26 protein-coding genes are annotated in these 26,945 nt (G+C 36.3%); 11 read left to right on the plus strand and 15 right to left on the minus strand.

All coding sequences use genetic code 11. The features are described 5' to 3' along the window. Window positions 1-119 precede the first annotated feature (119 nt). Complete coding sequence (locus tag EGX95_RS24760; protein WP_000926695.1) at window positions 120-755, plus strand: YigZ family protein; 636 nt, start codon at window positions 120-122, stop codon at window positions 753-755. Window positions 756-829: 74 nt separating this feature from the next. Next, window positions 830-1,963, plus strand: a complete 1,134-nt coding sequence (locus tag EGX95_RS24765) for an LCP family protein (RefSeq protein ID WP_000392774.1) — start codon at window positions 830-832, stop codon at window positions 1,961-1,963. Between the two features lie 33 nt (window positions 1,964-1,996). On the opposite strand, the gene wecB is transcribed toward EGX95_RS24765, so the two are convergent. Continuing rightward, window positions 1,997-3,112, minus strand: a complete 1,116-nt coding sequence (wecB, locus tag EGX95_RS24770) for a non-hydrolyzing UDP-N-acetylglucosamine 2-epimerase (protein ID WP_000140134.1) — start codon at window positions 3,110-3,112, stop codon at window positions 1,997-1,999. Window positions 3,113-3,186: 74 nt separating this feature from the next. Then, complete coding sequence (locus EGX95_RS24775; RefSeq protein ID WP_000287647.1) at window positions 3,187-4,557, minus strand: UDP-glucose dehydrogenase family protein; 1,371 nt, start codon at window positions 4,555-4,557, stop codon at window positions 3,187-3,189. Window positions 4,558-5,046: 489 nt separating this feature from the next. Here EGX95_RS24775 and EGX95_RS24780 point away from each other — a divergent pair, with 489 nt between their 5' ends. The 3 genes from EGX95_RS24780 (at window position 5,047) to EGX95_RS24790 (ending at window position 9,838) form a co-directional block, all read left to right on the plus strand. Next, window positions 5,047-6,120 (plus strand): glycosyltransferase family 4 protein, encoded by a 1,074-nt coding sequence (locus EGX95_RS24780; RefSeq protein WP_000378309.1) that lies wholly within the window; start codon window positions 5,047-5,049, stop codon window positions 6,118-6,120. 200 nt (window positions 6,121-6,320) lie between these two features. Beyond that, on the plus strand, window positions 6,321-7,058 hold the full coding sequence (locus EGX95_RS24785) for a polysaccharide deacetylase family protein (RefSeq protein ID WP_000597163.1): 738 nt from the start codon (window positions 6,321-6,323) through the stop codon (window positions 7,056-7,058). 104 nt (window positions 7,059-7,162) lie between these two features. Further along, entirely contained in the window at window positions 7,163-9,838 is a 2,676-nt protein-coding gene (locus EGX95_RS24790) for a sigma-54-dependent transcriptional regulator (protein WP_000820982.1), read from the plus strand. Between the two features lie 177 nt (window positions 9,839-10,015). On the opposite strand, the gene exsM is transcribed toward EGX95_RS24790, so the two are convergent. Further along, complete coding sequence (gene exsM / locus EGX95_RS24795) at window positions 10,016-10,429, minus strand: exosporium regulatory protein ExsM (RefSeq protein WP_000207029.1); 414 nt, start codon at window positions 10,427-10,429, stop codon at window positions 10,016-10,018. Between the two features lie 189 nt (window positions 10,430-10,618). Here exsM and EGX95_RS24800 point away from each other — a divergent pair, with 189 nt between their 5' ends. Continuing rightward, entirely contained in the window at window positions 10,619-11,800 is a 1,182-nt protein-coding gene (locus EGX95_RS24800; RefSeq protein ID WP_000429772.1) for a chromate transporter, read from the plus strand. Between the two features lie 38 nt (window positions 11,801-11,838). Here the strand turns inward: EGX95_RS24800 and chbG are convergent, their stop codons facing one another. The 5 genes from chbG to EGX95_RS24825 all read right to left on the minus strand — a co-directional run bounded on the left by chbG (window position 11,839) and on the right by EGX95_RS24825 (window position 16,055). Next, window positions 11,839-12,543, minus strand: coding sequence for a chitin disaccharide deacetylase (gene chbG / locus EGX95_RS24805; protein ID WP_000593482.1), 705 nt, complete (start codon window positions 12,541-12,543; stop codon window positions 11,839-11,841). Between the two features lie 49 nt (window positions 12,544-12,592). After that, the gene (gene celF / locus EGX95_RS24810) at window positions 12,593-13,918 is read right to left on the minus strand and encodes a 6-phospho-beta-glucosidase (protein ID WP_000145767.1); all 1,326 of its coding nucleotides are present in this window, start codon (window positions 13,916-13,918) and stop codon (window positions 12,593-12,595) included. A gap of 3 nt (window positions 13,919-13,921) precedes the next feature. Continuing rightward, window positions 13,922-14,245, minus strand: coding sequence for a PTS lactose/cellobiose transporter subunit IIA (locus EGX95_RS24815; protein ID WP_000989050.1), 324 nt, complete (start codon window positions 14,243-14,245; stop codon window positions 13,922-13,924). Window positions 14,246-14,428: 183 nt separating this feature from the next. Continuing rightward, window positions 14,429-15,736, minus strand: coding sequence for a PTS cellobiose transporter subunit IIC (celB, locus tag EGX95_RS24820; RefSeq protein WP_001168828.1), 1,308 nt, complete (start codon window positions 15,734-15,736; stop codon window positions 14,429-14,431). 16 nt (window positions 15,737-15,752) lie between these two features. Beyond that, complete coding sequence (locus tag EGX95_RS24825; RefSeq protein WP_001023567.1) at window positions 15,753-16,055, minus strand: PTS sugar transporter subunit IIB; 303 nt, start codon at window positions 16,053-16,055, stop codon at window positions 15,753-15,755. A 383-nt stretch (window positions 16,056-16,438) separates the two neighbouring features. Between EGX95_RS24825 and EGX95_RS24830 the strand changes: the two genes are divergently transcribed. Continuing rightward, window positions 16,439-17,548 carry a polyamine aminopropyltransferase gene (locus EGX95_RS24830; RefSeq protein ID WP_046951906.1) on the plus strand — a complete coding sequence of 370 codons (1,110 nt, stop codon included), beginning with the start codon at window positions 16,439-16,441 and terminating at the stop codon, window positions 17,546-17,548. Window positions 17,549-17,575: 27 nt separating this feature from the next. After that, the gene (speD, locus tag EGX95_RS24835; RefSeq protein WP_000456819.1) at window positions 17,576-17,947 is read left to right on the plus strand and encodes an adenosylmethionine decarboxylase; all 372 of its coding nucleotides are present in this window, start codon (window positions 17,576-17,578) and stop codon (window positions 17,945-17,947) included. 92 nt (window positions 17,948-18,039) lie between these two features. Here speD and EGX95_RS24840 read toward each other — a convergent pair whose 3' ends face one another. The 5 genes from EGX95_RS24840 to EGX95_RS24860 form a co-directional block, all read right to left on the minus strand. Next, window positions 18,040-18,444 (minus strand): DUF3021 domain-containing protein, encoded by a 405-nt coding sequence (locus tag EGX95_RS24840; RefSeq protein WP_000460270.1) that lies wholly within the window; start codon window positions 18,442-18,444, stop codon window positions 18,040-18,042. Between the two features lie 3 nt (window positions 18,445-18,447). Then, on the minus strand, window positions 18,448-18,897 hold the full coding sequence (locus tag EGX95_RS24845) for a LytTR family DNA-binding domain-containing protein (protein ID WP_000868207.1): 450 nt from the start codon (window positions 18,895-18,897) through the stop codon (window positions 18,448-18,450). A 133-nt stretch (window positions 18,898-19,030) separates the two neighbouring features. Continuing rightward, a complete protein-coding gene (locus EGX95_RS24850) occupies window positions 19,031-19,348 on the minus strand; it encodes a PTS sugar transporter subunit IIA (RefSeq protein ID WP_000379638.1) in 318 nt (105 codons plus the stop codon). A gap of 9 nt (window positions 19,349-19,357) precedes the next feature. After that, on the minus strand, window positions 19,358-20,659 hold the full coding sequence (gene celB / locus EGX95_RS24855; protein ID WP_000617774.1) for a PTS cellobiose transporter subunit IIC: 1,302 nt from the start codon (window positions 20,657-20,659) through the stop codon (window positions 19,358-19,360). A 14-nt stretch (window positions 20,660-20,673) separates the two neighbouring features. Continuing rightward, window positions 20,674-20,976: a PTS sugar transporter subunit IIB gene (locus EGX95_RS24860; RefSeq protein WP_001023546.1), complete on the minus strand. Its 303-nt coding sequence runs from the start codon at window positions 20,974-20,976 to the stop codon at window positions 20,674-20,676. A gap of 223 nt (window positions 20,977-21,199) precedes the next feature. Between EGX95_RS24860 and EGX95_RS24865 the strand changes: the two genes are divergently transcribed. From EGX95_RS24865 to EGX95_RS24880, 3 genes are all read left to right on the plus strand, one after another. Further along, window positions 21,200-22,417, plus strand: coding sequence for a dicarboxylate/amino acid:cation symporter (locus tag EGX95_RS24865; protein WP_000649370.1), 1,218 nt, complete (start codon window positions 21,200-21,202; stop codon window positions 22,415-22,417). 248 nt (window positions 22,418-22,665) lie between these two features. After that, on the plus strand, window positions 22,666-23,823 hold the full coding sequence (locus tag EGX95_RS24875) for an acyltransferase (RefSeq protein WP_000194311.1): 1,158 nt from the start codon (window positions 22,666-22,668) through the stop codon (window positions 23,821-23,823). Window positions 23,824-23,865: 42 nt separating this feature from the next. Then, a complete protein-coding gene (locus tag EGX95_RS24880; RefSeq protein WP_000609840.1) occupies window positions 23,866-24,246 on the plus strand; it encodes a VOC family protein in 381 nt (126 codons plus the stop codon). 53 nt (window positions 24,247-24,299) lie between these two features. On the opposite strand, the gene EGX95_RS24885 is transcribed toward EGX95_RS24880, so the two are convergent. Further along, window positions 24,300-25,118: a class C sortase gene (locus EGX95_RS24885; RefSeq protein ID WP_000827782.1), complete on the minus strand. Its 819-nt coding sequence runs from the start codon at window positions 25,116-25,118 to the stop codon at window positions 24,300-24,302. Between the two features lie 118 nt (window positions 25,119-25,236). After that, on the minus strand, window positions 25,237-26,931 hold the full coding sequence (locus EGX95_RS24890) for a SpaH/EbpB family LPXTG-anchored major pilin (protein ID WP_063246823.1): 1,695 nt from the start codon (window positions 26,929-26,931) through the stop codon (window positions 25,237-25,239). Window positions 26,932-26,945: the final 14 nt, after the last annotated feature.

The raw sequence follows: 26,945 nt of genomic DNA on the forward strand, positions 1-26,945 counted from the left end.
CAAAAAGGTAAAATACTCATCAAAAATTTCAGCTTATTTATAAAAAATGTTTGAATATAAAAACGCCCGCTTTTAAAATGTAAAGTACTAGTCATTTTGATGGATAGGGGCGTATACAAGTGTTATTACAATATTTAACAATAAAAAACTACGGTGAACACGAAATTGTTATTCAAAAATCAAGATTCATCTGTTATGTTAGTCGTGCTACAACCGAAGAAGAGGCTCAAGAATTCATACAAAAAATCAAAAAACAAAACTGGAATGCAACACATAATTGTTCTGCTTATTTAATTGGCGAACAAGATCAAATTCAAAAAGCAAATGATGATGGTGAACCTAGCGGTACAGCTGGCGTACCTATGTTAGAGGTACTAAAAAAACGCGGTTTAAAAGATACCGTCGTTGTCGTTACCCGCTATTTTGGTGGCATCAAACTGGGCGCTGGTGGATTAATTCGCGCATATGGAAAATGTACAAGCGAAGGCATTAATCATGTCGGTGTTGTCGAGCGAAAATTAATGCGTGTTATGCAGACCGAAATTGATTACACATTACTTGGCAAAATTGAAAATGAATTACGCAATTCAAAATATGCCATTAAAGATATACATTACCTCGAAAATGTCACATTTGATACGTATGTAGAAGAAGATGGAAAACAACCATTCACGGATTGGATGATTGAATTAACAAATGGGAAATGTACAATTACAGAAGGAGATATGTTGTACTTAGAACAAGATGTTATCTAAGAATAAATACTGTATCGCCTTTAAAGATTAATGTAGTGAATTACTTTCCTACAAATGAACTAAGGAGATTATATATGGAAGAACGTTATTATCATCTCCAAAATAGCAGAATAAAAAAGAAACGAAGAAGAAAGTTTTTCTACTTCCTTATTTTCTTATTTTTATTTGGCAGTGTAGGACTTTATATATTAAATTCCTACTCTTCTCTCATGGGGATGTATAGTGGTTTTACTCGTGAAAAATCGGATTTAAGAACCGAAGATGTAGAAATTACAAAGGAGCCTTTTACACTCCTTATTATGGGTATAGAAGATTATGCAACAGACGGTCAAAACGGTCGTACAGATTCATTAATGTTTGCGACAGTCAATCCGAAAACGCAAAAGATTTCGCTTATGAGTATCCCTCGTGATAGTCGCGTTCCAATTGTCGGAAAGAATAAAGAGGACAAAATTAACGCTGCGCATGCTTACGGCGGAGAAGAAATGGCAATCAAAACTGTCGAAGGTTTTCTAAAAGTGCCTGTCGATCATTATCTTAAAATTGATTTCCAAGGCTTTAAAGGTATTGTTGATGCTGTTGGCGGTGTTACTGTTGATGTCCCCTTCGATTTTTGGGAGCGTTCAGACGTGGATTACTACAAAAAAATCGAATTTAAGCAGGGACAACAAGAATTAAATGGTGAAGAAGCACTCGCTTACGTTCGTATGCGAAAGCAAGATCCGAATGGCGACTATGGCCGGGCTGCTAGACAAAGACAATTACTAGCTGCTGTTGTTCAAAAACTAAATTCCACCTCTACCGTATTTAAAATTAAAGATTTGACAGCAGTCGTTGGAAAATATATAAAAACTGACATTCCTATTTCTGATGGCCTTGCTCTTTACAAGAAACTTTCTGGGTTTGATCCTTCCACAATACAAACACTCAAACTTGAAGGAGAAGACAAAAAAATAGGTGGTATTTATTACTTCCTTCCAGATCCAAACGGTGTTGAGGCAGTACGTAACGAAATTAAAAAAGAACTAGGAGAAAAGGTAACCACGCAAGAAAATTCAACAACAAAAACGGAATCCACTCCTTCTTCAAATTCGAACTCTAACGAGAAAGCGAAGAAAGAAACGAATCAGAATCAGAACAAAACACCAACTGATCCCCCTCCTTCTACGAATGCTCATGCAGAGTGGATTATGAGAAATCAGCAATAAAACAGCCAAATCGCATGCGATTTGGCTGTTTTTTTATTTATTAAAATGTTTTAAGATTGCTTCTACAATACGCTCTGATGCACGACCATCACCGTACGGATTAGATGCTTTTGACATCTTATCATGAGCTTCTTTGTCTGATAACAACTCATCAGCAAGACTAAAGATTGTCTCTTCGTCTGTTCCCGCTAATTTCAACGTACCTGCTTCAATACCTTCTGGACGCTCTGTTGTATCACGAAGAACAAGAACCGGTACACCAAGTGACGGAGCTTCCTCTTGTACACCACCAGAATCAGTTAACATTAAGTATGAACGAGCTGCAACATTGTGGAAATCAATTACATCTAGCGGCTCAATTAAATGAATGCGGCCATGATCGCCTAAAATATCATTTGCAGTTTCACGAACAACAGGGTTCATATGAACCGGATACACAACTTGTACGTCTTCATGCTTATCAACAAGACGCTTAATTGCACGGAACATATTACGCATTGGCTCTCCTAGGTTTTCACGACGGTGAGCTGTCATAAGTACAAGACGATCACTTCCAAGTTTCTCTAGTACAGGATGACTATATGTTTCTTTTACAGTCGTTTTTAGTGCGTCAATCGCTGTATTTCCTGTTATGAAAATGCGTGATTCATCTTTATTTTCTTTCTGTAAGTTCGTTGCTGATTTTGCTGTAGGTGAGAAATGAAGATCTGCCATTACACCTGTTAATTGACGATTCATCTCTTCTGGGTATGGAGAATATTTATCCCATGTACGAAGTCCTGCCTCGACATGACCTACTGGAATTTGATTATAGAAAGCAGCTAAGCTTGCGATAAACGTTGTCGTCGTATCACCATGTACAAGTACGATATCCGGCTTCGCTTCTTTCATTACTTTATCCAAACCTTCTAAACCACGCGTTGTAATATCGATTAAAGTTTGGCGATCCTTCATAATATTCAAATCGAAATCTGGTGTAATTCCAAAGATACTTAATACTTGGTCTAACATTTGACGATGTTGTGCTGTTACAGTCACAATTGATTCAATTTTCTCTGGATGCTTTTGCAACTCTAATACAAGAGGTGCCATTTTAATTGCTTCTGGACGTGTCCCGAAAATTGTCATTACTTTTAAACGTTCAGTCATTTCATTGCCTCTTTTCTTTCACTAGTTACAAATCCTATTATGACATATAAGAATATACATGAATACATACCTTTTTAACGAATAACGGAAAAATCCCTCTTACAAATACGTTCTCTTCCAATAGAATAATAATCTATCTCTTGCTTCTTGACATCCTCATCAGTATAACAATTCCTTCCGTCAAATAAAATAGGTTCTCTCATAAGTTGGGCATACTTTTCTAACGGATAAGCCCGGATACTCTCCCACTCTGTCACGATAAAAGCCGCACTCGCTCCTCTAATCGATTCATCTATACATTCGCTATATTGTATAGCCTCCCCAAAGATATTTTTCATATTTTGAATCGCCTTCGGGTCATATAGCACTATGTCTGCACCTATATTCATTAATTCTTGTATCATAATAAGGGACGGTGCTTCTCTTATATCATCTGTATTCGGTTTAAATGCTGCTCCCAGCACTGCAATCCGCTTCTTGTTCATATTTATTACTTTCTTCGCTTTCTCAATCAATAATAGCTGTTGTTTATTATTTACTTCAATGACGGCTTTTAACAAACGAAAATCATGTGCCACATTCCCTGCAATTTGCACAAGCGCTTTCGTATCTTTCGGAAAACACGATCCCCCGTAACCAATGCCCGCATTTAAAAAAGACGACCCAATTCTCTTATCCATTCCCATTCCTTTTGCAACATCTAATACATTAGCTCCTACCTTCTCACATATATTTGAAATTTCATTGATAAAACTAATTTTTGTCGCTAAAAAGGCATTCGATGCGTATTTAATCATCTCTGCACTTTTTATATCTGTAACATACGTTTGCAAATGTAATTTACTATATAAATTCTCAACTTTTCGCGCCGCTTCCTCATTATCAGCTCCAATTACAATACGATTTCCCTGAAAAAAATCGTAAATCCCTGAACCCTCCCGTAAAAATTCGGGATTCGATACAATATGTAATTCATGCCTATTTTGTAATGTCTCCTCAATCCATCCCCTCATAGCACCATTCGTCCCTACAGGAACAGTACTTTTTGTAACAACAATAATGTCTTTAGTCGCATATGCTCCAATATCAAAACATGCATTTTGAATATATGTTAAATCTGCTGTCCCATCTAATAACGATGGTGTTCCAACTGCAATAAATATAAATTCTGCATCATAAAATGCTTCTTCTTTACTTGTTGTAAAAGTTAAACGATTATTCTCACACGCATCATGTATTAATTCATATAAGCCAGCTTCATAAATAGGCAGATCCCCTTGTTTTATCCGTTCAATTTTCTCATCATTTATATCAAAACATGTAACCGAATGTCCCAATACTGCCAATCCTACTCCTGTAATCAATCCAACGTATCCGGTACCTATTATCGTAATTTTCATTTCCTTTTCGCACAGGAATATACAATAGAAAATATACGAATACATAGAATTTCCCCTGTGCTTCCCCCTCTCACATTAAAAATGAGAAAACTCTTTTACTTCTTTATTATATGAATTGCATTCTTCATTCTTTTTTAAGTTTTTGTAAAATTAAATATTGTCCATAAAACCAATAGAAATTTTACCGAGATTAAAGCTGCACGTTCAGGCTTGAAAAATTCCCATATTTTAACACGGAACTTACTCATTTCTACGTGTAACACTTATAATATTGAAATAAAATTATTCGCTATTAAAGAGAAAGAGAAAATGTCATATTCCAAAGCCCAATACGATTAACCTTCTCAAACGATTCAACATTCTGTATACCATTGTCATATATTCTATCCGCTTCCATTTACCATAAAACGAAAAAAAGATTGAATTCTAATCTTTTTGTGATACCATATGTTATGAGCCTGTAAATAAACATCATAATTTTCAGATAAATATATTAAAAAAAATTACGTTAGACTATAAAAGGGTGGGGTATTAATGGACTCACAAGTGATTTATGCCATTTTGGCATCTTTCATCACTGTACTCGTCGTTACTCCTTTAGTTATTAAGTTAGCTTTTAAAATAGGAGCAACAGATAAGCCAAACGCGCGTAAAGTGCACCAAAAGATTATGCCTCGTCTTGGCGGGTTAGCAATATTTATTGGTGTGGCTGTTGGATTTGTTGTCGGTGGCTTATACGAACAAAGAATGTTATCGATAACGCTAGGTGCGATTATCATTGTAATCATCGGTATTTTAGATGATATGTACGAGTTATCTGCGAAGGTAAAATTCGGTGGACAACTATTAGTTGCCATTATGATTGTAAAAAGTGGATTATTAGTGCAAGTATTATATATTCCGATCCTCGGGGATACTGAACTTGGATGGCTTGCTTACCCAATTACAGTATTTTGGATTGTAGGTATTACAAATGCCATCAACTTAATTGACGGCTTAGATGGATTATCCGCTGGTATTTCATCTATCGTACTGGCAACGCTAGCATACATGGCCTTCACTAGCCCATGGGGTACTGGAACGGCTATCATTTTACCTCTAGCACTAATTGCACTTGCAAGTACAATTGGATTTTTATTCTACAACTTCCATCCAGCAAAAATTTTCATGGGAGATACAGGAGCACTATTTTTAGGATACTGTATTTCTGTTATATCGTTACTTGGATTATACAAAAGTGTAACGTTATTCAGCTTTATCGTTCCAGTTATCATTTTAGGCGTACCTGTATTTGATACGGCATTTGCAATTATCCGTCGTATCGTAAATAAAAAACCTATTTCAGCACCAGATAAATCGCATTTACATCACCGTTTACTTGCAATGGGCTTCTCACATCGCAAAACGGTACTAATTATATACGCGTTTGGTATCTTCTTTAGCGTAAATGCTATTATTTTTACTAGTGCAACATTATGGTTATCCATTATTCTTCTTTTCGTTTTAATCTTCTTTACAGAAATTATTGCTGAAGTAATTGGACTTGTACATGAACGTTACAAACCACTTATTTCCTTTTATAAAAAAGTGAAAAAACGCGAAGACTAATTGTAGTATAGCCTTTACTATTATGAAATATTCAAATAGCATCCTCTTTCTTATAAGAGGATGCTATTTTTTATTCATTATTTTACATTTCCAAAATATAGCTTGTTTGAGAGTTCCACTATTGGAGAAAGATATACATAATAAGAAAAGGATTATATTTTCTTTTTTACATCTTGATTGTCAAACTGAGGGTGAATGTTATGATCAAGCGAGTATTTCAATACATTATTTTATTTTTAACGATTACTATGTACGCGTCATCTCATGCAGGAGCAACTACCATTCCCCCTGCTGAACATCATCCAAATACCGAAACTACCTCTTCTACCAAAAAAATCGCGTACTTAACATTTGATGACGGACCAAACAAATATACTACACAAATTTTAAACATCTTAAAAGAAAAGAACGGAAAAGCAACTTTCTTTGTTATTGGTGGAAAAGTACCACATTATAAAAAGACAATGCAACGATTAATTAAAGATGGACATTATATCGGACTTCACAGTATGTCCCATGATGTAAAACGCCTTTACACCGGTGATCCATCTGCTTTAATTACAGAGATGGAACAAACACAAAGCATCGTTCAGCAAGTTACAAAATTAAATTCACATCTCGTTCGTGTCCCGTATGGTAGCATGCCTTATTTAAAAAAGAATTACCGTGATGCACTTGTATCAGCCCAGTATAAAATGTGGGATTGGACAATCGATACATACGACTGGAAAAGCTATGATAACCCTTCTGCCATACTAGAAAGGGTACGTAATCAGAGCGATGAACAAGTCGAAGTAATTTTAATGCATGATTCGAGTGTAACCGTACAAATACTGCCACAAGTAATTGATTACTTACAGTCACAAGGATACAAGCTTCTTCCCTATAATCCATCTTCTCATCTCGAAGTAAACTTTTGGAAAGACACAAGATTGTAACAGCTTTAGTGCCTATGTGCTAAAGCTGTTTTATTTTTCTCTTCCCACCCTTCCCATTTTTGTGTAAAATTTTAAATAGTGATGAAGTTTCGAGGTGAATAGAAATGAAACGAATAGATCTCATTTTTAACGCAATACAAAAAAGCAATTATACAGAAGGTGTAACTGCATCAGAACTCGCTACCCTGTTGCAGCTAGATCGAGCCAATGTAAGTAGCGACTTAAACAAACTCGTAAAAGATAAACGTTTATTAAAAACAAATACGCGTCCTGTTCGTTTTTATATAGAAACGAACACTTCGTTGGAAACGCATTCAAAAGAAGCAACTTCATTAGATACATTTGCAGTTGAAAATACGAGCCTTAAAATCGCAATCGAAAAAGCGAAAGCTTCTATTCTCTATCCTCCAAACGGTATGCATACTTTACTGCTCGGAGAAACAGGCGTCGGAAAATCCATGTTTGCTTCTTTAATGCACGAATATGCAATTGAAGTTGAACAGCTTCCTAAAAATGCACCATTTATTGTCTTTAACTGTGCTGATTATGCAAATAACCCACAGCTACTACTCGGGCAATTATTTGGGATTAAAAAAGGAGCGTATACAGGGGCAAGTGATCAAAAAGGGTTAATTGAAAAAGCACATGAAGGGATCCTTTTCTTAGATGAGGTACATCGCCTTCCTCCAGAGGGACAAGAAATGCTTTTCACCTTTATTGACCGCGGAGTATATCGCCGCCTTGGAGAAACAGAAAACGAACGTAAAGCACAAGTATTAATCATTACTGCAACAACAGAAGAACCAAATTCATTTTTATTAAAAACATTTACAAGACGTATACCAATGACTGTCACGCTGCCACCACTTCGTGAGCGTACACATAAAGAACGTTTTGCTTTACTGCAACTATTTTTCACAAATGAAGCAATTCGCTTGCGAAAAGAAATTCACGTTAGCCCGAATGCAATGCGTGCTTTCGTCTTTTACAATTGTCCCAATAACATCGGCCAATTAAAAACGGATGTACAAATTGCCTGTGCGAAAGCCTATTCTGACTTCGTGACAAAGAAACGTGATTCTGTCTATGTTTCAAGCACAGACTTACCTTGGTATATGAAAGAAGGACTATTCATTGAAAGAAAGAGCCGTCATCTATACCAAATACCGAATGAAACATTTATATTTACAGGTGATGAAGGTTGGAGTAATCATAAAATAGAAAATGAAAAACAGTCTTCTATTTACGATTATATTGACTATAAATATGAAGAACTTCAAGCTCGTGGTATTGAAGAGGAAGAATTAGAATTACTAATAGAAAATGATATTCAAAGCTTTTTCGTACAATATTTTAACCAAATGTCAAAAAAGACAAGTCATGAAAATGTTTTTAAAATTGTAGATCGTAATATCGTTTCCGTTTGTGAAAAAATTGCTGAACTTGCTGAAAAACATTTATCCAAAACGTTCGATGAAAAAGTATTTCTCGCTTTAAGTTTACATGTACAGACAACTCTACAACGTTTACAGGCCGGAAAACAAATTCATCACCCGCAATTAAATCAAATTCGTACGAAATATAAAGAAGCTTTTTCCGTAGCTATGCAATGCATTCAACTACTGGAAGACGAATTACAAATAACAATGCCTATCGATGAAGCAGGCTTTTTAACAATGTTCTTCGTTGTTGATCCAATTCCTGCCTCACAAACAGAAGTAAAAGTATTAATATTAGCGCACGGCAACGGCATAGCAACAGAAATGGCAAACGTCGCAAATGAACTGCTCGGCATTGACGAAGTAACCGGTATCGATATGCCGTTACATGAATCGCCGAAAGATTTCTTAGAGCGTGTGAAAGTGTATATGAAAACACTCCAAAATGTAAACGGGCTTCTCTTACTCGTTGATATGGGATCTCTCGCTTATATTGGTGATATATTAGAAACTGAGTTCAAAATTCCAGTGCGTGTTCTTTCCATGACAAGCACTCCACATGCACTAGAAGCGGCTCGAAAAGCTCAGCTTGGCTACTCGTTAGATGCATTATATGAAACGGTGAAGAACTTAACACCGTTTTACTTAAACGTACAAGAAGAAAAGAAAAAACCACTATCACCAATGAAATCTGTTATTTTGACAGCTTGTTTAACTGGGGAAGGCAGTGCTTTAGCTATTCAAAAAATGTTGGAGAACTATTTGCGATTTGACAAAGACTTAATTGAAATCATTCCGATTAGTATCGTCCATGAAAAAGATTTAACGAAAATGATTGAGAACATAAAAAAAGAGCGGAATATCATTTGTATTGTTACGAATTTTGATGTACAAGTGCCATGCTTAACGTATCATTTCCAAGACATTGTAAACTACACAGCGATTCAGCCAATTCAAGAATTAATTACGTATGAAGAAACATATGCAAAAATGGCTGATATCCTGGAACAACAAATGCAGCGTAACGACGGAGCATTACTTATCAAAACAATTCGTTACGCATTAAATACAATTCAAGAATTAATTTCCTTACAGCTAACTCCTGACAGTTTAATGGGTGTTATTCTGCATATGAGCTGTATGGTTGACCGTCTTCAAAAGGGAGAAAGCCTTCTCCCTCATCCAGATAAAGAGAAACGAAGACAAGATGAATACTGGATGTATATGAAAGTAAAAAAAGCATTGCAGCCAATTGAAAATACATTTGAAATACAAATACCTGATGACGAAGTGTTTTATGTTATGGACTTCTTCATTAAAAATCAGCCTGTAAAAAATTAATCGTGGCAGTTTTGTAATATATCGACCGTAACGCAGATTTCATCAGCGATTTTCAAAATATATCAGCGCAACTCGAGTTTTATCAGCGATTTTTCTAATATATCGATTTACCGTCAATAATCGCTAAAATTCGCACCTTATAACAGAAAAGGCTGTTCAATATGAACAGCCTTTTTGCTACTTCTTTACTTTCCTAATTCTCCCCCTTATTTCGCCCTTCTTATGGGACTTCGTATAAACATTTACATATACATTCGCCTGAATGATTTCTTGCAGTAAGCTATCAAACGCTCGCCCCTGTAAAGGCCCTTCAAAATCCCCCACATTAACTACACCAGTGACGACTCCTTCATTAACACTAATACCTTGCTTTAATGGACCAAATAAACTTAAAACAATTGGACCAATTTGGTTTGCTTTCCCTAAATGAATTTGGCATGATGTAACTTTTTCGATGTTTTTCAATATGACCCGATATTGCAACTTCTTTAAATCCTCACTAAATATAAACTCTGCTACGCCATAAGCTTCTGTATTTACAGGAGGTATTTCCCTCTTACCTGTTAACCTCGCAAAGAAATGTGTTGTCATACGGGCATTCTCCTTATATAAATTTCCCAGCACTACTTCTACTACTTTATGGTTTATACATAATCATTTATGACTTTTTCAAGTGTTAATTACGAAGAAAAGATTCACATAATCTTTACATTAGAATCGTTCCTTTTTCTTTACTACCTCTTGTATAATGCACTTAGAAAAACATTCTAGGAGGTCGTTTTGGAAAATAACAAATACACTTTTCACACATTATTAGAGATTTTTCTCGTCTCATTTAAATTAGGACTTACTTCGTTTGGTGGCCCCGTCGCCCATCTCGGCTATTTCCACCACGAATATGTACAAAAAAGAAAATGGATGGATGAACGAATCTATGGAGATTTAGTAGCACTATGTCAATTCCTCCCTGGTCCTGCTAGCAGCCAAGTCGGTATGGGCGTTGGATTATTAAGAGGCGGGGTATTCGGAGCTATTATTTCATGGATTGGGTTCACTTTACCGTCTGTGCTTGTTTTGGTTTTCTTCGCCTCATTCCTTAATCAGTTCGACCTTGGAAGTGCTGGCTGCATTCATGGGCTAAAACTTGTAGCAGTCGCTATTGTCGCTCATGCCATATGGGGAATGGCGCAAAAATTAACGCCAGACCGAAATCGTGCGACGATTGCAATTGCAACTGCCTCAATCGCCCTATTATGGCCAAGTAGCTGGACACAAGTCACTCTCATTATCATATCTGGCTTTATCGGCTGGCTTTTATATCGCAACGAACCAATTAGTCAATCTCAACATATAAAAGTACCTATTTCAAAAAAGATAGCAGTTTCTTGTCTCGTCTTATTCTTCGGACTATTACTACTGCTACCAATATTAAGACCGTTCTCTTATTACATCGCTTTATTTGATAGTTTCTATCGCTCTGGCGCACTTGTATTTGGAGGCGGACACGTCGTCCTCCCCCTTCTTGAAGGTGAGTTCGTACAAAACGGAATGATGACGAAAGAACAATTCCTAGCTGGATACGGATTAACACAAGCAATGCCAGGACCACTATTTACATTCGCCTCTTATATAGGAGCAGTGTTAAACGGGACGCTTGGTGCCATACTTGCAACAATTGCGATCTTTCTTCCTGCTTTCTTACTCGTTATTGGTGTTTTACCCTTTTGGGACAGTGTGAGAAAAATATCTTTCATACAAGACGCACTACTTGGAGTCAATGCGGCCGTTGTCGGTATTTTATTAGCAGCTTTTTATGACCCGATTTGGACAAGCACGATTATGAACGCTGTAGATTTTGTTTTTGCATCTCTTCTATTTTGCTTGCTCGCTTTTTGGAAAACACCACCTTGGGTTATCGTTATACTTGGAGCCTTTGGCGGATATATTCTATCCATTTTGTAAATAAAAAAAGACGGCATAATGTAGCCGTCTTTTTTCTATTAAAACTTTACAAGCTCTATTCCTTCAGGCAACTCACTCTCTGTTAAAATACGCAATTCTTTCACGCGATCCATTACGTAAGAAGAACGCTTCACAAGCTCTGGGTCAATATAAGCTGGATGAACCATAATTTCTACCGTTTGTTCACCTTGTACTCTTTCTTTTAACTTCGCAAAGTAATCTTCCGTCACACCATCTGCGTAAAAATCACTGTAAAATACGTCAGAAAATGGGCGTACTGCTCGCTCTTCTTCACAACGACGAATTGGAACATTATATTTAACAGCTAACCTTTCAAGAACATCGTGCAAAATTGGCAATCCATGCACGTGATGATGACTATCTAAATGAGTTGGTTTTAATCCGTAAGATAGGAATTTCTCAATTTGAGCAGTCCACTCTCTCTCAACTTCCTCTGGATTTACTTTCCCTTCCCATACGACACTTTGTTTATGAAACAATCCATCGCTACTTACAAGTGACGGTACATCTCCAAGAAGCGGTTTCCCTGCCGTTAATACGAGATGTACTCCTACCCCTAACGTTTTATACTCTTTTGCTAAGCGTACCGCATGCTCTGTTCCTGGCATATTCATCATCATCGTCGTTGAATTTACAAGTCCATTTATATGCCCATCAATAATACCGTAATTTGTACCTTCTGTAAGACCGAAATCATCTGCATTTACAATTAACTTAATCATCGTAATACCTCCTAATAGAATAAAAAAAGCGGGCTAAATAGCGCCGCTTTTATTTCTCTACCTTTTTGAAGAACTGCGGAAGATGTTCTTTATGTGCTTCCAACATTTCATCTAAAATTTGTTTTGCCACTTTATCTGATGGTACAAGTGGATTAATTGTCATAGCAAGCAGCGCTTTATGATAATCCCCTGTAACAGCAGCTTCAATTGTTGTGCGCTCAAATGATTTAATTTGTTGTACTAAACCGCGAACTGGTACTGGAAGGTCTCCCACTGCAATTGGTTTTGGACCTTCTTTTGTAATAATACAGTTCACTTCAACAGCAGAATCATGTGGCAAGCTTGCAATCGTTCCGTTGTTTCGTGTATTAACAGGCTGGATATCACCTTTATTATTATAAATAGACGTAATTAAGCTACATGCTGCGTCACTATAATAAGCGCCTCCACGTTTTTCTAATTGTGGCGGTTTAATATCTAAATTCGGGTCTTTATATAACTCGAATAAATCATCTTCTAATTGTTTTACTACTTCTGCACGTGTACCTTTTTCAACCGAAGCTTCTTTCTCTTCTTCTAGCATTTCACGTGTTTTGTAGTAGTAACGATGGTATGGACATGGAATTGCACGAAGGCCGCGAATAAAGTCAGGCTCCCAGTTAAGCGCAGCGATATTTTCCATCGTAATTTGCTTTTCCGGATCTGTTACAAGCTCTAATACACGATCCATTACACTTACGCCATCTAAATATACATCTAGTCCGTATACCATATGGTTTAAACCTGCGAAATCAACGTGGACACGACTTGCATCTACTTCAAGTAATCTCGCAAGACCCATGCGAATTCCGATTGGAACGTTACATAGACCAACTACTCTTTGAATATTTGTATAACGAAGAACAGCTTCTGTTACCATGCCAGCTGGGTTTGCAAAGTTAATTAACCATGCATTCGGACAAAGCTCCTCCATATCCTTACAAATATCTAAAATAACAGGAATCGTTCTCAATGCTTTGAATAAACCACCAGGACCATTCGTTTCCTGACCGATTACATCATATTTTAACGGGATTGCTTCATCTTTTGCACGAGCTTCTAATAAACCTACGCGAAGCTGCGTCGTTACGAAGTCAGCACCCTTTAATGCTTCGCGACGATCAAGCGTTAAATGTACCTCAATTGGCAAACCAGATTTTTTCACCATACGTTTCGCTAAGTTACCAACGATTTCTAACTTTTCTTTTCCTGCCTCAATATCTACTAACCAAATTTCACGAACAGGAAGCTCATCATAACGTTTAATAAATCCTTCAATTAACTCTGGTGTATAACTAGATCCACCGCCGATTGTAGCAATTTTAATTCCAGTCATGCTTTATTCCCCTTTCGCTTCAAGCTTTTTATAAAGATCGATAAACTCTGCTGCTAATTCTTTTACTGTAATCGCATTCATTAAATGATCTTGTGCGTGAATTAAAAGAACACTAATCTCTGTTTTTTCTCCTCTTGCTTCTGATTGTATGAGCTCCGTTTGGAAATGATGCGCTTCATTAATCGCTTCTTTCGCCTTTACCATCGCTTCATCAGCCTCTGCCATTTTCCCCTGTTTGGCAAATTGAAGTGCCTCCATCGCAAAGCTTCGTGCATTACCGCTATTTAAAATTAATTGGAATGGAATTTGTTCTGCTGTAGTCATCATAATTACCGCCCTCTCTATTATCGTTCAACCGATTTACATACCCCTTCAGTTTGAACATTTCTATTAAAATATTAATTTATGAATGATAGTTTGGTGTTCTTGTAGATGAGTCTCATCTTTTTGAACATGATATAAAGGTGATTGTTCTCACAGATAGTGTTATCTGTGAGAACAATTACTGTGTTACATAGGTACAGAGTTGTTATTTCCTTGTGCTGCTGCTTTTTCAGTACGAACAACAGAACGATCGCATAATACAACGAATGGATAATAGATTACCATCGCAATTACAAAGTTGAATAACTGTAGAATTGCGCCTGAAAGATGCCCACCTGTTACAAGATAACCACTAATAATTGGTGGTGTTGCCCATGGAATCATCGCAACTGTTTTTGGTACCCAACCAATAGATATAGCTGTATAAGAAGTAATTACTAATACGATTGGTGTTATGATAAACGGCAAGAATAAAACTGGATTTAAAATAATTGGTGTACCAAAGATTACTGGTTCGTTAATGTTGAATGCACCTGGACCAATTGATAAGCGAGATACACCGCGTAATTGTGCACTTTTTGCTACAAGTAATACAACTACTAAGAACGCTAATGTTGCACCAGAACCACCAAGATATACGAAAGTATCAAAGAATGGTTTTGTAACGATGTTTGGAACATCAAATGCAGATGTACCACCTTGGAATAACTTCATGTTTTTCTCTAATGCCGGTAAGTATAATGGCTCAATAATACCACCAACAATATTCGGACCATGTAAACCGAAGAACCAAAGAAGATGAACAAGGAGTACAATGACAATTGCACTTGGTAATGTCCCTGCTAAACTTTGCAGTGGTGATTGAATCGTATTAAAGATAAATTCATGAACACTTGTACCAGCTAATTTCACTGCTAATTGAATACCTGCAACTACTGTTAAAATAACAAATGCTGGAACTATAGCTGCAAAAGATCTTAAAACTGCTGGTGGTACTCCATCAGGCATTTTAAAAGTAATGTTTCTTTGTACGAAGAAACGGAATACTTCAGTAACAAGGAGTGCCACAATAATTGCTACGAATAACCCTTGTGCACCTGTCCAAACTAAGTTCAATCCGCCTTCTTTCGGTGTTGTTGGCGTAAGAATAATTAACGCACCAAATGAAATAATACCTGCTGACAAACCATCAACGCCGTAAGATTTTGCTAAGTTATAACTTGTTGTAAATGCTATGATTAGTGCTAGAATCGCGAAAGAACCAGTCCACATTCCACCGCCAACTTGTTTCCACGTTTCACCAAACAAACCTTTCATGAAATCTTGGAAAGCTTCAGATGGAAAACCATTAATTAGTGATGCCAGTGCACCAACTAAAATAAGTGGCATAACTGCAATAAATCCGTCACGGATCGCAGCTAAGTGACGTTGCGATCCGATTTTACCAGCGACAGGAACAATATATTTCTCCATAAATGCAATAAACTTTTGCATTTTGCTTCCCCCCTAATTATTTTTTAAGTGTTAATGCGTGATCTAAAACTGCTTCTCCATTCATCATGCCGTAGTGCATTGGATTGATAACGTCGATTCCAACGTTTTTCTCATCGGCAAGCGTTTTCATTGAAGACAGCATGTAACGAACTTGTGGTCCTAGTAATAATACATCTGCTTGATCGATATTTGTTTTTACTGCATCCCCAGATACAGCCCAAATCTTTCCTTCTAAACCGCGAGCTTTTGCAGCCGCTTCCATTTTTGTAACTAGTAAACTTGTAGACATCCCTGCTGAGCAACATAATAAAATATTCATTTGAAAATCCCCCTTGTGTAGTATAAAAAATTTATATTTTATTTATTTTTCTTTACGCTATTTATTAATGCAATTAGCGTGCCAACTTTTTAAAACCACTAAAATCAGCACTTTTTCGACTATTTCCTTTGTGTGTTAACGCTTTCAATTAGTGTGTCGATCAAAAAACACACAGTGTGTTATAAAACAACACGCTTTTAACACATAACTGTATGAAAATAGATTAGTGTTTAGTTGTCTAGTTGTGTTTAAAACAAAAAAAACACTAAAAAATTTTTTTAGCGTGAAAATCTATTAAAAAAACTCCTCTATCTATTGTCCAAGCAAACTCTACTAAATCACATAGAATAGAGTAAAGTAACACAATTCGAAAGGGGATTCCTATGCCAAAACATAGAAAACAAAGCAAAATAAAGATTTATAGAATAACAAGCTATAAAAAAGACAAACGTTCTGAATTAGACTCTAACAAATTTGAACTAGAACAGCAGAAAATAGAAAATAAGCAGGACAAGCACGGTAAACAAGGCAAACAGGACAAACAGGATAAACAGGACAAGCAAGCACAAACGGAAAATGTAGTCATAGTACCCATGGATTCACACAACCTAGATATATGGGATGAAATTTCTTTAAAAGAAATACAAGCTGGTGAACATACAAGTTTATTGAATGAAAAAAGCAATTATCAAAATATTCATTTGCTACAAGTAAGCGATATCCGTTTATATTTGGACAAGCAACTACAATTCAGTTCCGTCGATGAGCAAATTTATCATGAAGCTCTTGTGCATCCAATTATGTCAAAAGTAATTGATCCAAAACGTGTTCTCATATTAGGTGGTGGCGATGGTCTTGCCCTGCGAGAAGTTTTGAAATATGAAACTGTGCTACATGTAGACCTTGTTGATTTAGATGAGGTAATGATTAATATGGCACGTAATGTTCCAGAAATAGTATCTTTAAACAACAATGCATTTTTGGATAGTCGCGTGAATGTGCACGTATGTGATGCGAAAGAATTTCTAAATTCTCCTTCATCCTTATACGATGTAATTATTATTGATTTTCCTGATCCAGCAACAGAAATTTTAAGTACTTTATATACAAGCGAACTTTTTGCTCGGATAGCTACATTCTTAACAGAAGGCGGAGCATTCGTCTGCCAATCTAATTCACCTGCTGATGCACCTCTAGTATATTGGAGTATCGGTAACACAATTGAACATGCGGGATTAACTGTGAAAAGTTATCATACAATCGTTCCGTCTTTCGGAACTGACTGGGGATTTCATATTGCCGCTAATTCTGCCTATGTACTCGATCAAATTGAGCAATTATATGTAGTGCCAACACCTCGAACATTACCTTCTCTTCTTTCTCCTTTATTTCAATTTAGAGAAGAACATTTAGAACAACGTAATCTCGCTCTTTTAAACTCAGAATCGAATCTTGTCCTACATCAATGTTACAAACAGGAAATGGAATTTTAACAACATTATAGTAAGGAGCGCTACCTTATGGAATATTCTACTTTCGGTAAGCATATAATAGTAGATTTATGGGGAGTGGATTTTTCCCTATTAGATGATATTTACTTTTTAGAACATCATTTAGTTCACGCTGCTGATCAATCTGGTGCTCACGTTTTAAACGTAAGTACAAAAGAATTTAATCCGCATGGTGTTACTGTTTTAGTTTTACTATCAGAAAGCCACCTCTCTATTCACACTTATCCAGAAAAAAACTTTGCCGCCATTGATTGTTATACGTGCGGTACAACCGTTGAACCGCAAATAGCGATTGATTATATCGTAAGTATATTAAAACCAAATGAGATGCATATAAAAAAACTGATTCGTGGTATAGGAGAAATTGTTACTGTCGATTAAATATCACTCTTACTCATTTGTAAAAAGGAGGATTGTAAATACCATCAGTGGAACACATATTCCACTGATGGTCCAGACACATACATATTTTTTCACCTTAATTGATGATTTAATTTTTCTATTTTTCGCTTCCAATATAACGTCATCATCAACCATATAATGAAGTAAATAACAATAAAGCTTCCTATACAAACGAGAATTGGGCCGAAACGATTTGGAACCCACCCAATCCAAATGGCTGTAGGTAAAAATGTTCCTAGTAGAACAATAAAGTGAATCATCGTCTGCTTTAATATGCTCCATTCCTCCTTTTCAAAAATAAATGAAGCGAAAGAGAAGATAAGCCCTACTATATTGGCCGTAACTAAATACATAATTAATGTTTTTGTTTCTACTGTTTCCATTCCTTTTACATAACCAATCCATAAAAACAATAGACTATATACCATCGCCATCCCGAGTCCAAAGGCTATTTTATTAACTATTCTATCAAACATCTTTTAACCTCCTCCTATATTTAAAGCTTCTTTAATGAGCGGTACATATTTCCTTGAAACATATTCTTTCATTCCATTAGAAAAATGGGCACACATACTGCCACTAAAAGACATTTCAAAGCTTTTGACATGCCCTAAATTTGCAAGTATCGACTTAGAAAATCTAGCAAAATGCTTTGCAGCTAACTGCTCTTCTAATTCATATAGGCGAGCCTTCACCTCAAGACTCCCTTTCTTCGTTTGCGCCATAACTTTTCTCTCTTCTGTATAGAACCAATAAATATCATTTAAATTCAATAAATAATACTGCTGATTTAACACACCAACAATTTGATTCACATTCCCTCCTTCAATTATTTTTAAAATCTGCTGAATTTCATCTGTCACTTCTTTTGTTTTTATAATAATTTCTACTTCGTCTTGTGATGGGTCCAATTCGATGCGAACTTTCATCTACTTCCCACCCCCTTTACAACTTCATTTTTACATAAATTTGGAAATAATAAATAAAATTATGCGTAAGTGGTTCTCTTTTCGCCATAACAGTATCTTTACGAAACATAAAAAAACCTTGCATAAGCAAGGTTCATTCAGTCACTGACATCTTCCTATATAATTCTACAAATTCACTCGCTAATTCCTTCACCGTAATTGCATTCATTAAATGATCTTGTGCGTGCACCATCAGAAGGGTAACTTCGGTCTTTTCACCACCGGCTTCTTTCTGTATGAGATCCGTTTGTACACGGTGTGCCTCTTTTAATTCCTCTAACGCTTCTTGTAATTTCGCTTCTGCTTCTGTAAACTCTCCACGCTTCGCGCAATCAATTGCTTCCATTGAACAACTTCTCGCATTTCCCCCATGCAAGATTAAGTGAAAGGCCTTCGTTTCTATCGTATCCATTTTAGTTCTTTACTCCCCCTTTTCTTCCGCCACTTTTTGTTTATCCCATATTTTTAAGAACGGTAAATAAATGAAGAATGCAAGCGCAAAGTTAACAAGTTGTAAAACAACACCTGAAATTTTCCCACCTGATCCTAAATATCCACTAAATAGAATTGGTGTCGTCCAAGGAACAGCAGCACCGCTCGGACGAGCAACTAATCCCCATTCCATTGCAAAGTAAGAAACAATTGTTAACACAACTGGAACCAATATAAATGGAATTAATAAAATTGGATTCATGACAATCGGCATCCCAAAAGTTACCATCTCATTAATATTAAATATACCAGGCGCAATTGACAATCTACCTATACTTTTTAATTGCTGACTTCGGGCAAATAATAACATTCCTACAACTAAAGCAAGCGTTGCACCAGATCCGCCCATATAAATCCATAAATCAAAAAACTGTGCAGTAATCGTATTTGGTATATCTTGCCCTGCTTGGTAAGCAATTCGGTTTTGATCCATTAACGACAACCAAACGGGACTCATTACACCACCAACAATAGTAGCTCCATGAATTCCACATGACCAAAGAACATGAACGAGAATAACAGCTATTATTGCGCCCCAAAGACTAGCACCAAGTACACTAAGTGGTTCCTGTAAAATTTGCCCTACAATATTATGGATACTGCCAAAAGAAGTATTTTCTATAATTAAGCGTAAAAGCCAAATAACCGTTACAACAATAAATCCTGGAACAAGCGCGGCAAATGAACGTGTCACAGCTGGCGGAACTGTCTCTGGCATCTTTATAATTATCTTTTTTTGTACAATAAACCGATAAAGTTCAGTAGATATAAGTGCAATAATCATTGCTACAAATAACCCTTGGCTTCCCATTAATACAGCTGGGATAGCACCTTCTACAAGTACACTCTCTTTTGTACTTGGTATAATATATGCAACTTGAAATGGCGTCGCAAGTAAAAACGTCACAAGCGACAATGCCCCGGATGCTAAAGCGTCCACTTTATAATATTCTCCAAGTCTGTAAGCGATTCCAAAAACAGCTATTAAAGCCATTATATTAAAAGTTGCACTAACTGGATACCCCAAAGCCCTCTGCCAATTCTCCCCAAACAAACCTGCCATAAAATCATTATAACCTGGTATTGGTAAAGCACTAATGATGAGGAAAAATGATCCTATAATTAAGAACGGCATCGTCAATACAAGTCCATCACGAATTGCTAGCAAATGCCTCTGCTCTGCAACCTTTCCTGCTACCGGCATTACATATTTCTCTAAAAACCGTATCATCTATCCCACTCTCCTCATGGTTTCATTGACAAAGCTGCTTGCAAGATAGCTTCCCCATTACAAAGTCCGTAATGAACGGATTGAATGACATCAACAGGTACCCCTTTCTCCTTACATAATTCCTTCATTTTCGGTAATAAATAACGTACTTGTGGCCCAAGTAAAAGTACATCGGCTTTATCAATATGGCTATTTACTTCAGAACCTGATACAGCCCAAATCTTTACCTCTATTCCTCTTGCCTCTGCTGCTTTCTCCATTTTAGTAACAATCAAACTGGAAGACATTCCCGCTGCACAGCAAAGCAAAATATTCATCTCGCTTCCCTCCCCCTTCTTCTCAACCTAAATGATGGCGCATCCCTTACCACAACTAGGTTACAAATATATATGTCTAGATTTCCTGCTGTATGCCGAGCTTAAAAACAAAAATTTCTCGGTTTTCACGCTATTCCATCTATCCGTATTCTCCTAGTAAAGAGGACTTTAACTCGCTATAATAATTCAGTATGATTTTTTTAATTGATAGGAGGATATATTTATGAAGGCATATCGCTTTCCACTTATTTTATTATCTTCTATCCTAATTGGTGGTTTCATTGGTTATTTCATGGGTGCCGATGCAGTTGCTTTAAAGCCGCTTGGTGACATTTTCTTAAACTTAATGTTTACGATTGTTGTACCGTTAGTGTTCTTTAGCATCGCGTCATCTATTGCTAATATGGATGGATTAAAACGTTTCGGTAAAATTATGTCTAGTATGGCTGGGACTTTCTTATTTACAAGTATTTTAGCTGCTATTTTTATGATTATTGTCGTGAAAGTATTCCCGCCAGCACAAGGTGTTGTATTAGAACTAACCCAACCTGACAAAGCTGAAAAAGCAGTTAGTGTTGCAGATCAAATCGTCGGTATTCTAACAGTATCTGACTTCTCGAAGTTACTATCTCGTGAAAATATGTTAGCTCTTATTTTCTTCTCTATTTTAATGGGGATTGCAACTTCAGCAGTTGGTGAAAAAGGAAAACCATTCGCTACATTCTTACAAGCTGGTGCAGAAATTTCAATGAAAGTCGTATCTTTCATTATGTACTACGCTCCAATCGGACTTGCTGCTTACTTCGCAGCATTAGTTGGTGAATTCGGACCGCAGCTTCTTGGAACTTACTTCCGAGCAGCAATGGTATACTATCCAGCATCTCTCATTTACTTCTTTGTATTCTTTACGTTCTATGCATACCTTGCAGGTCGCAAGCAAGGTGTACAAGTATTTTGGAAGAACATGGTCTCTCCTACAGTTACATCTCTTGCAACTTGTAGTAGTGCCGCAAGTATTCCAGCGAACTTAGAAGCAACGAAGAAAATGGGTATCTCTTCTGACGTTCGTGAAACAGTTGTCCTTCTTGGATCTACACTTCATAAAGACGGCTCTGTTTTAGGCGGCGTATTAAAAATTGCTTTCTTATTCGGTATTTTCAACATGGAATTCGAAGGACCGAAAACATTAGCAATCGCACTTGTTGTTTCTCTATTAGTAGGAACAGTAATGGGCGCTATTCCAGGCGGCGGTATGATTGGTGAAATGTTAATCGTTTCTTTATATGGCTTCCCGCCAGAAGCATTGCCAATTATCGCAGCAATCAGTACAATCATTGATCCTCCTGCAACGATGTTAAACGTAACAGCAGATAACGCTTGTGCCGTAATGACAGCTCGCCTTGTAGAAGGTAAGAACTGGATCAAAAACAAATTTGCTTAATAGATAGAAAGAGGATGCTCGTTTTGAGCATCCTCTTTTTGTCGTTATTTGTTGATAAGTCGATATCCCTTGTCGAAACGTCGATATATTGAAAAAATCGTTGATATATTTGAAGTTATGAACGATATATCTGAAAAATCGTCGATATAATCCACTCCGCCACAAATTTGTTAAAATCTTCACAAATATTCCACATCCATTATCCATTCTCCGTACTATAATCATGTATGGAAAAGGAGATGGACATAATGACTCAAAGCGCACCAGAATTTAAAGTTTTGCAAAGCATTGCATTCCTTGCTGTCGTTTTGCAAAGTTCGTTATTATATACAATGAATCAAGGAAATGTCTTACTTGAGCAATCCCTCATTATGGGCATGCTATTTAACCTTGCAAAATTTTCAGCACCTGCATTCATATTTATCGTCGGCTTCCACTTAATTCGTCACTATACAAAGCAATTAGTATACAAAGAATATATTTCCGAAAAAGCTGCACATTTACTCATTCCTTATCTCTTCTGGTCTATTCTTTACTTATTAACAACAAACGATATGATCACATTACAAGGCGGAATAAAAAGTTTATTACTCGGAACAGCCGCACCCCATCTTTGGTATGTGATTATGATGTTTCAAATTCACCTACTGTTCCCTTTACTGTGCACACTATTTTATTGGTTTCAAAAACGAACAGAAAATAAAAAAGACATATATAAATATATGACCGTCTTTGCTTGCCTATATTTCCTCTTAATGTGGTATTCTTCGCACTACATTTTTAATGGCGAGAAATTGACTAGCTCAACCATTTTACATTATACAGACCGTTCCTTCTTCTTCTACTCATTCTATTTCGTCATGGGAGGAATCGCTGCTGTCGCACTAAAAGCGTGGCGTACATTTGTCATAAAACATATTCCGCTTATTACAATCTTATTTTTTATCTTATTTTTATTCATCAATTATGAGTTATTTAGTTTTTACGGAGCAAACTCTATTCATTTAACCGTTTCGACTTATTTAAAACCGTCTATGTTTTTATATATCGTATGCGAAATTATCATACTTTACGTGCTTTCTATTACAATCGTACAGAGACGCGGTTTCTTATATAAAGCTTTACGATTTATCGGGAATTACACATATGGTGCTTATTTAGCTCACTTTTTCTTCTTGCAACTATGTACAAAGTTTCTTTCTCTATTCACACTGCAAGAAAACACAATATTATATAGCCTATTATTATTTACAATAACAGCCACAATCTCGATTTCAGCAATGGTCATATGCAGTGCACTACCATTTCATACGTGGATTACAGGTCCTTCTCCTAGGGCAAATATGAGATGGGCGAAGATTGTACTTCGGAAAAATCACGAAAAGGTATTCAAACCATATCTTTGATATAATAGAATTCCATACACGAAAAGAAAGTAGGACACACCTATGATTAATCAAATTGGACAAATTATGTTATATGTAAATAATCAAGATGAAGCCATGCAATTTTGGACTGAGACAGTAGGATTCCAAATTATTGCGGAAGAAAATAACGGACAAGGTTTTCGCTGGATTGAAATTGCACCGTCAAAAGAAGCAGGAACAAGCATCGTTCTTCACGATAAAGAGTTAATTGCAAAGATGCAACCTGAATTAAACTTAGGTACTCCTTCACTTATGTTCTTCTCTAACAACTTAGATCAACTATATAAAGATCTTTCTAAGAAAAACGTTACTGTTGGACAAGTTGTAGATTTACCTACTGGCAGAGCTTTTAACTTTGCTGATAATGAAAACAATTACTTTGCGGTAATGGAACGCAAATAATAGGCCAAAAAATGGTTCTCCTTTCATACATATACATTGAAAGGAGAACCATTTTATATTTTCTCTATAGTTTTACGCTTCTTTCTTCTATATAAAGCAATTAGAAATGCACCTACAATGATAGCACCTGCTCCTATCATTCGTTTATCTACTCCAACAACTTCCTTAATCTTTTCTTTTTCCTTTTCGTCATACGGAACACGGTGTCCTCGAACGAGCAACCTATGCGTGTTTACACCATATGGCGTACATGTAATTAGTGTCACATAATCCTGATTTTCAGCTACTGTTAAATCATCCGTTTCTTCTGGTAGCACTACTTTAATTTGATCTACTTTATATGCTAATACTTTATCTAAAGAATGAATATAAAAAATATCCTCCTCTTTTAATTTATCCAAATCTGTAAATAATACAGCAGATGGCAACCCCCTATGTCCAGTCAAAATAGAATGTGTTCCTCCTCCGCCAACTGGCAAAGAGGAATTCTCTATATGACCTACCCCTCTACTTAAAACATCCTCAGACGTTCCATGATATATAGGAAGCTTCACATTAATTTTAGGAATTTCTACATAGCCCATTACTTCTCCTACATTCAACATATCTACGTAAGAACTGGAATTTCCACTCTTATCGGAACGAAATGGGTCTGTAACGGTCTGTCTCTCCTGTTGTAGTTTCTCATTGTACTCTTTCGCTTCTTTTTCTTTACGTTTAATTTCTTCCCTTTGCAGCTCTTTCACCTTTTTGTCATATGTACTTACTTCAGAATAATGCGCTCTTGTCGCTAACCAATTACTCACCGTCGGGTATAAAAAAATACTAAGTCCTACTAAAAAGATGCATCCAAAAATAATATTACGTTTCATAATATACCCCTTTATTATGCATATGTAGTTCCATTTATCTCGCTATTTACCTAGCAGTAAATAACGAAAAGAGGAAGATGTTCTTTCTCCCTCTTTTCTCCCTATACTCGTACGCTTATTAAGCTTTTCTTCTTAAGAACATAAACGCTGCGCCCATTAATACAAGGCCAACTACTGTGAAGAGAATTGTCCCAATTCCACCTGTTGCAGGAAGAATCCAGCCACTCTTATTATTTTCTACAGTTAATTTCACCGTTTGGTTATCCTTATCAATCTTAACTTTAATTGGCTCTCTTAATTTTTGATAAGATTTCACTTCACCTTTATCCGTATACTTCGGTGCTTCAATTTCAACGATTTCGTATTCACCGTAAGGAATGTTGTTCCAATTAATTATCCCATCTTTATCAGATACGCCGACAACGTCAACACCTTTTACTTTTACAACTTTACCATCTTTTCGTAATTCAAATTTCGCACCTTCTAAAGCATCTTTAGTTGCACCGTCAATTTTTTTCAATGAAATTTTGCCATCAGTTACGATAACCTTTACAGGAGGTGTTGTTGTTTCATCGTCTGGTGGTGTTACTTTATCACCAGTTTCATAATCGATTTTTGCTATATTTTCTATTACTGTTCCACCGTTAATATCTCCATTTACTTTCGCCTTGATTTGCAAATGTAGTTCTTTTTTATCTTTTAACGCTGCAAAATTCTCTACAGTCACTGTCACTAATTGACCTGCAGCAGTCTTTTCACCTAACGTCACTTTTACAACATCAGAAGATACTTTTTCACCATCAATTGTAACAACTGGTGTACCGATAATTGTTAATCTTAGATCCACGTTATCTGTTATTACGTATTTCTTGTACAGATGAATATCACCTGGTAGTTTCGTTTTAATGTCGTATGTGAATTCTTCATCTACGTTAATTGGTAAACCATTTAAATTACCGTTAATCTTCTTATCAATTGTCGGTTTTTTATAGTTTATAATTTTATCTAGTTTTACAATTTCCCCATAGCCTGCTTGACCGTCTTTAGGGAATGCACCTGATTTTTCAACTTTAAATTCATATTTTTTAGGATCTAAAACATACCCTTCTAGTGCTTTTGACTCTTTGAAATAATATTCTCCATACAATAAACCGTCAACGCGGATTTTACCATCCTTATCTGTCTTTAGATCCTTTAATTCTTTTCCTGCTTTATCTACTACTACTTTATCAGTCCCTTTATGATATAGCGTGAACTCTACATCTTTTAATGGTTTTCCTGCATCGTCTACTTTCGTTAATTCTACTGCTCCACGCTTGATTTCATTTTTTGGATAAATATGAACGTCGTAGTTTAATTTTTTACCTTCTTTATCAGTCATTGGGATATCAATTGTATATGGCTCTGTATTTATATTTACGTTATCTGGACCGCTAACTTCTTTCACTAAGTAACGACCGATTGGAAGGTCCTTAAAAGTTACTGTACCATCTTCACCTGTTACGTCGCTAATAGGTGTTGCATTGTCAACTTTCTCAACAGCTTCTTTTACAATTTCTCCATTTCTTTCAATCACTTTAAAAGTTGCAACTTTTACAACTTCATACTTTACTCCTTTTATCGGTGTTGCCCCTTCAGGAACTTTCTGACCAGGTTCACCAGTTCCTTCTTCACCTTTTTGTCCATCTTTTTCATGCGCATATTTATGAATCGTTAAAGACCCTTTTGTCGGAACCTCATTTGCTGCAAATGCACTTGGCAGCGTTGAAAGCATTAATATAAATGCTAAAACCATACTAAATACCTTTTTCATACTCGTATTGCCCC

This window comes from Bacillus sp. FDAARGOS_527, assembly GCF_003812125.1.
Classification (GTDB): Bacteria; Bacillota; Bacilli; order Bacillales; family Bacillaceae_G; genus Bacillus_A; species Bacillus_A paranthracis.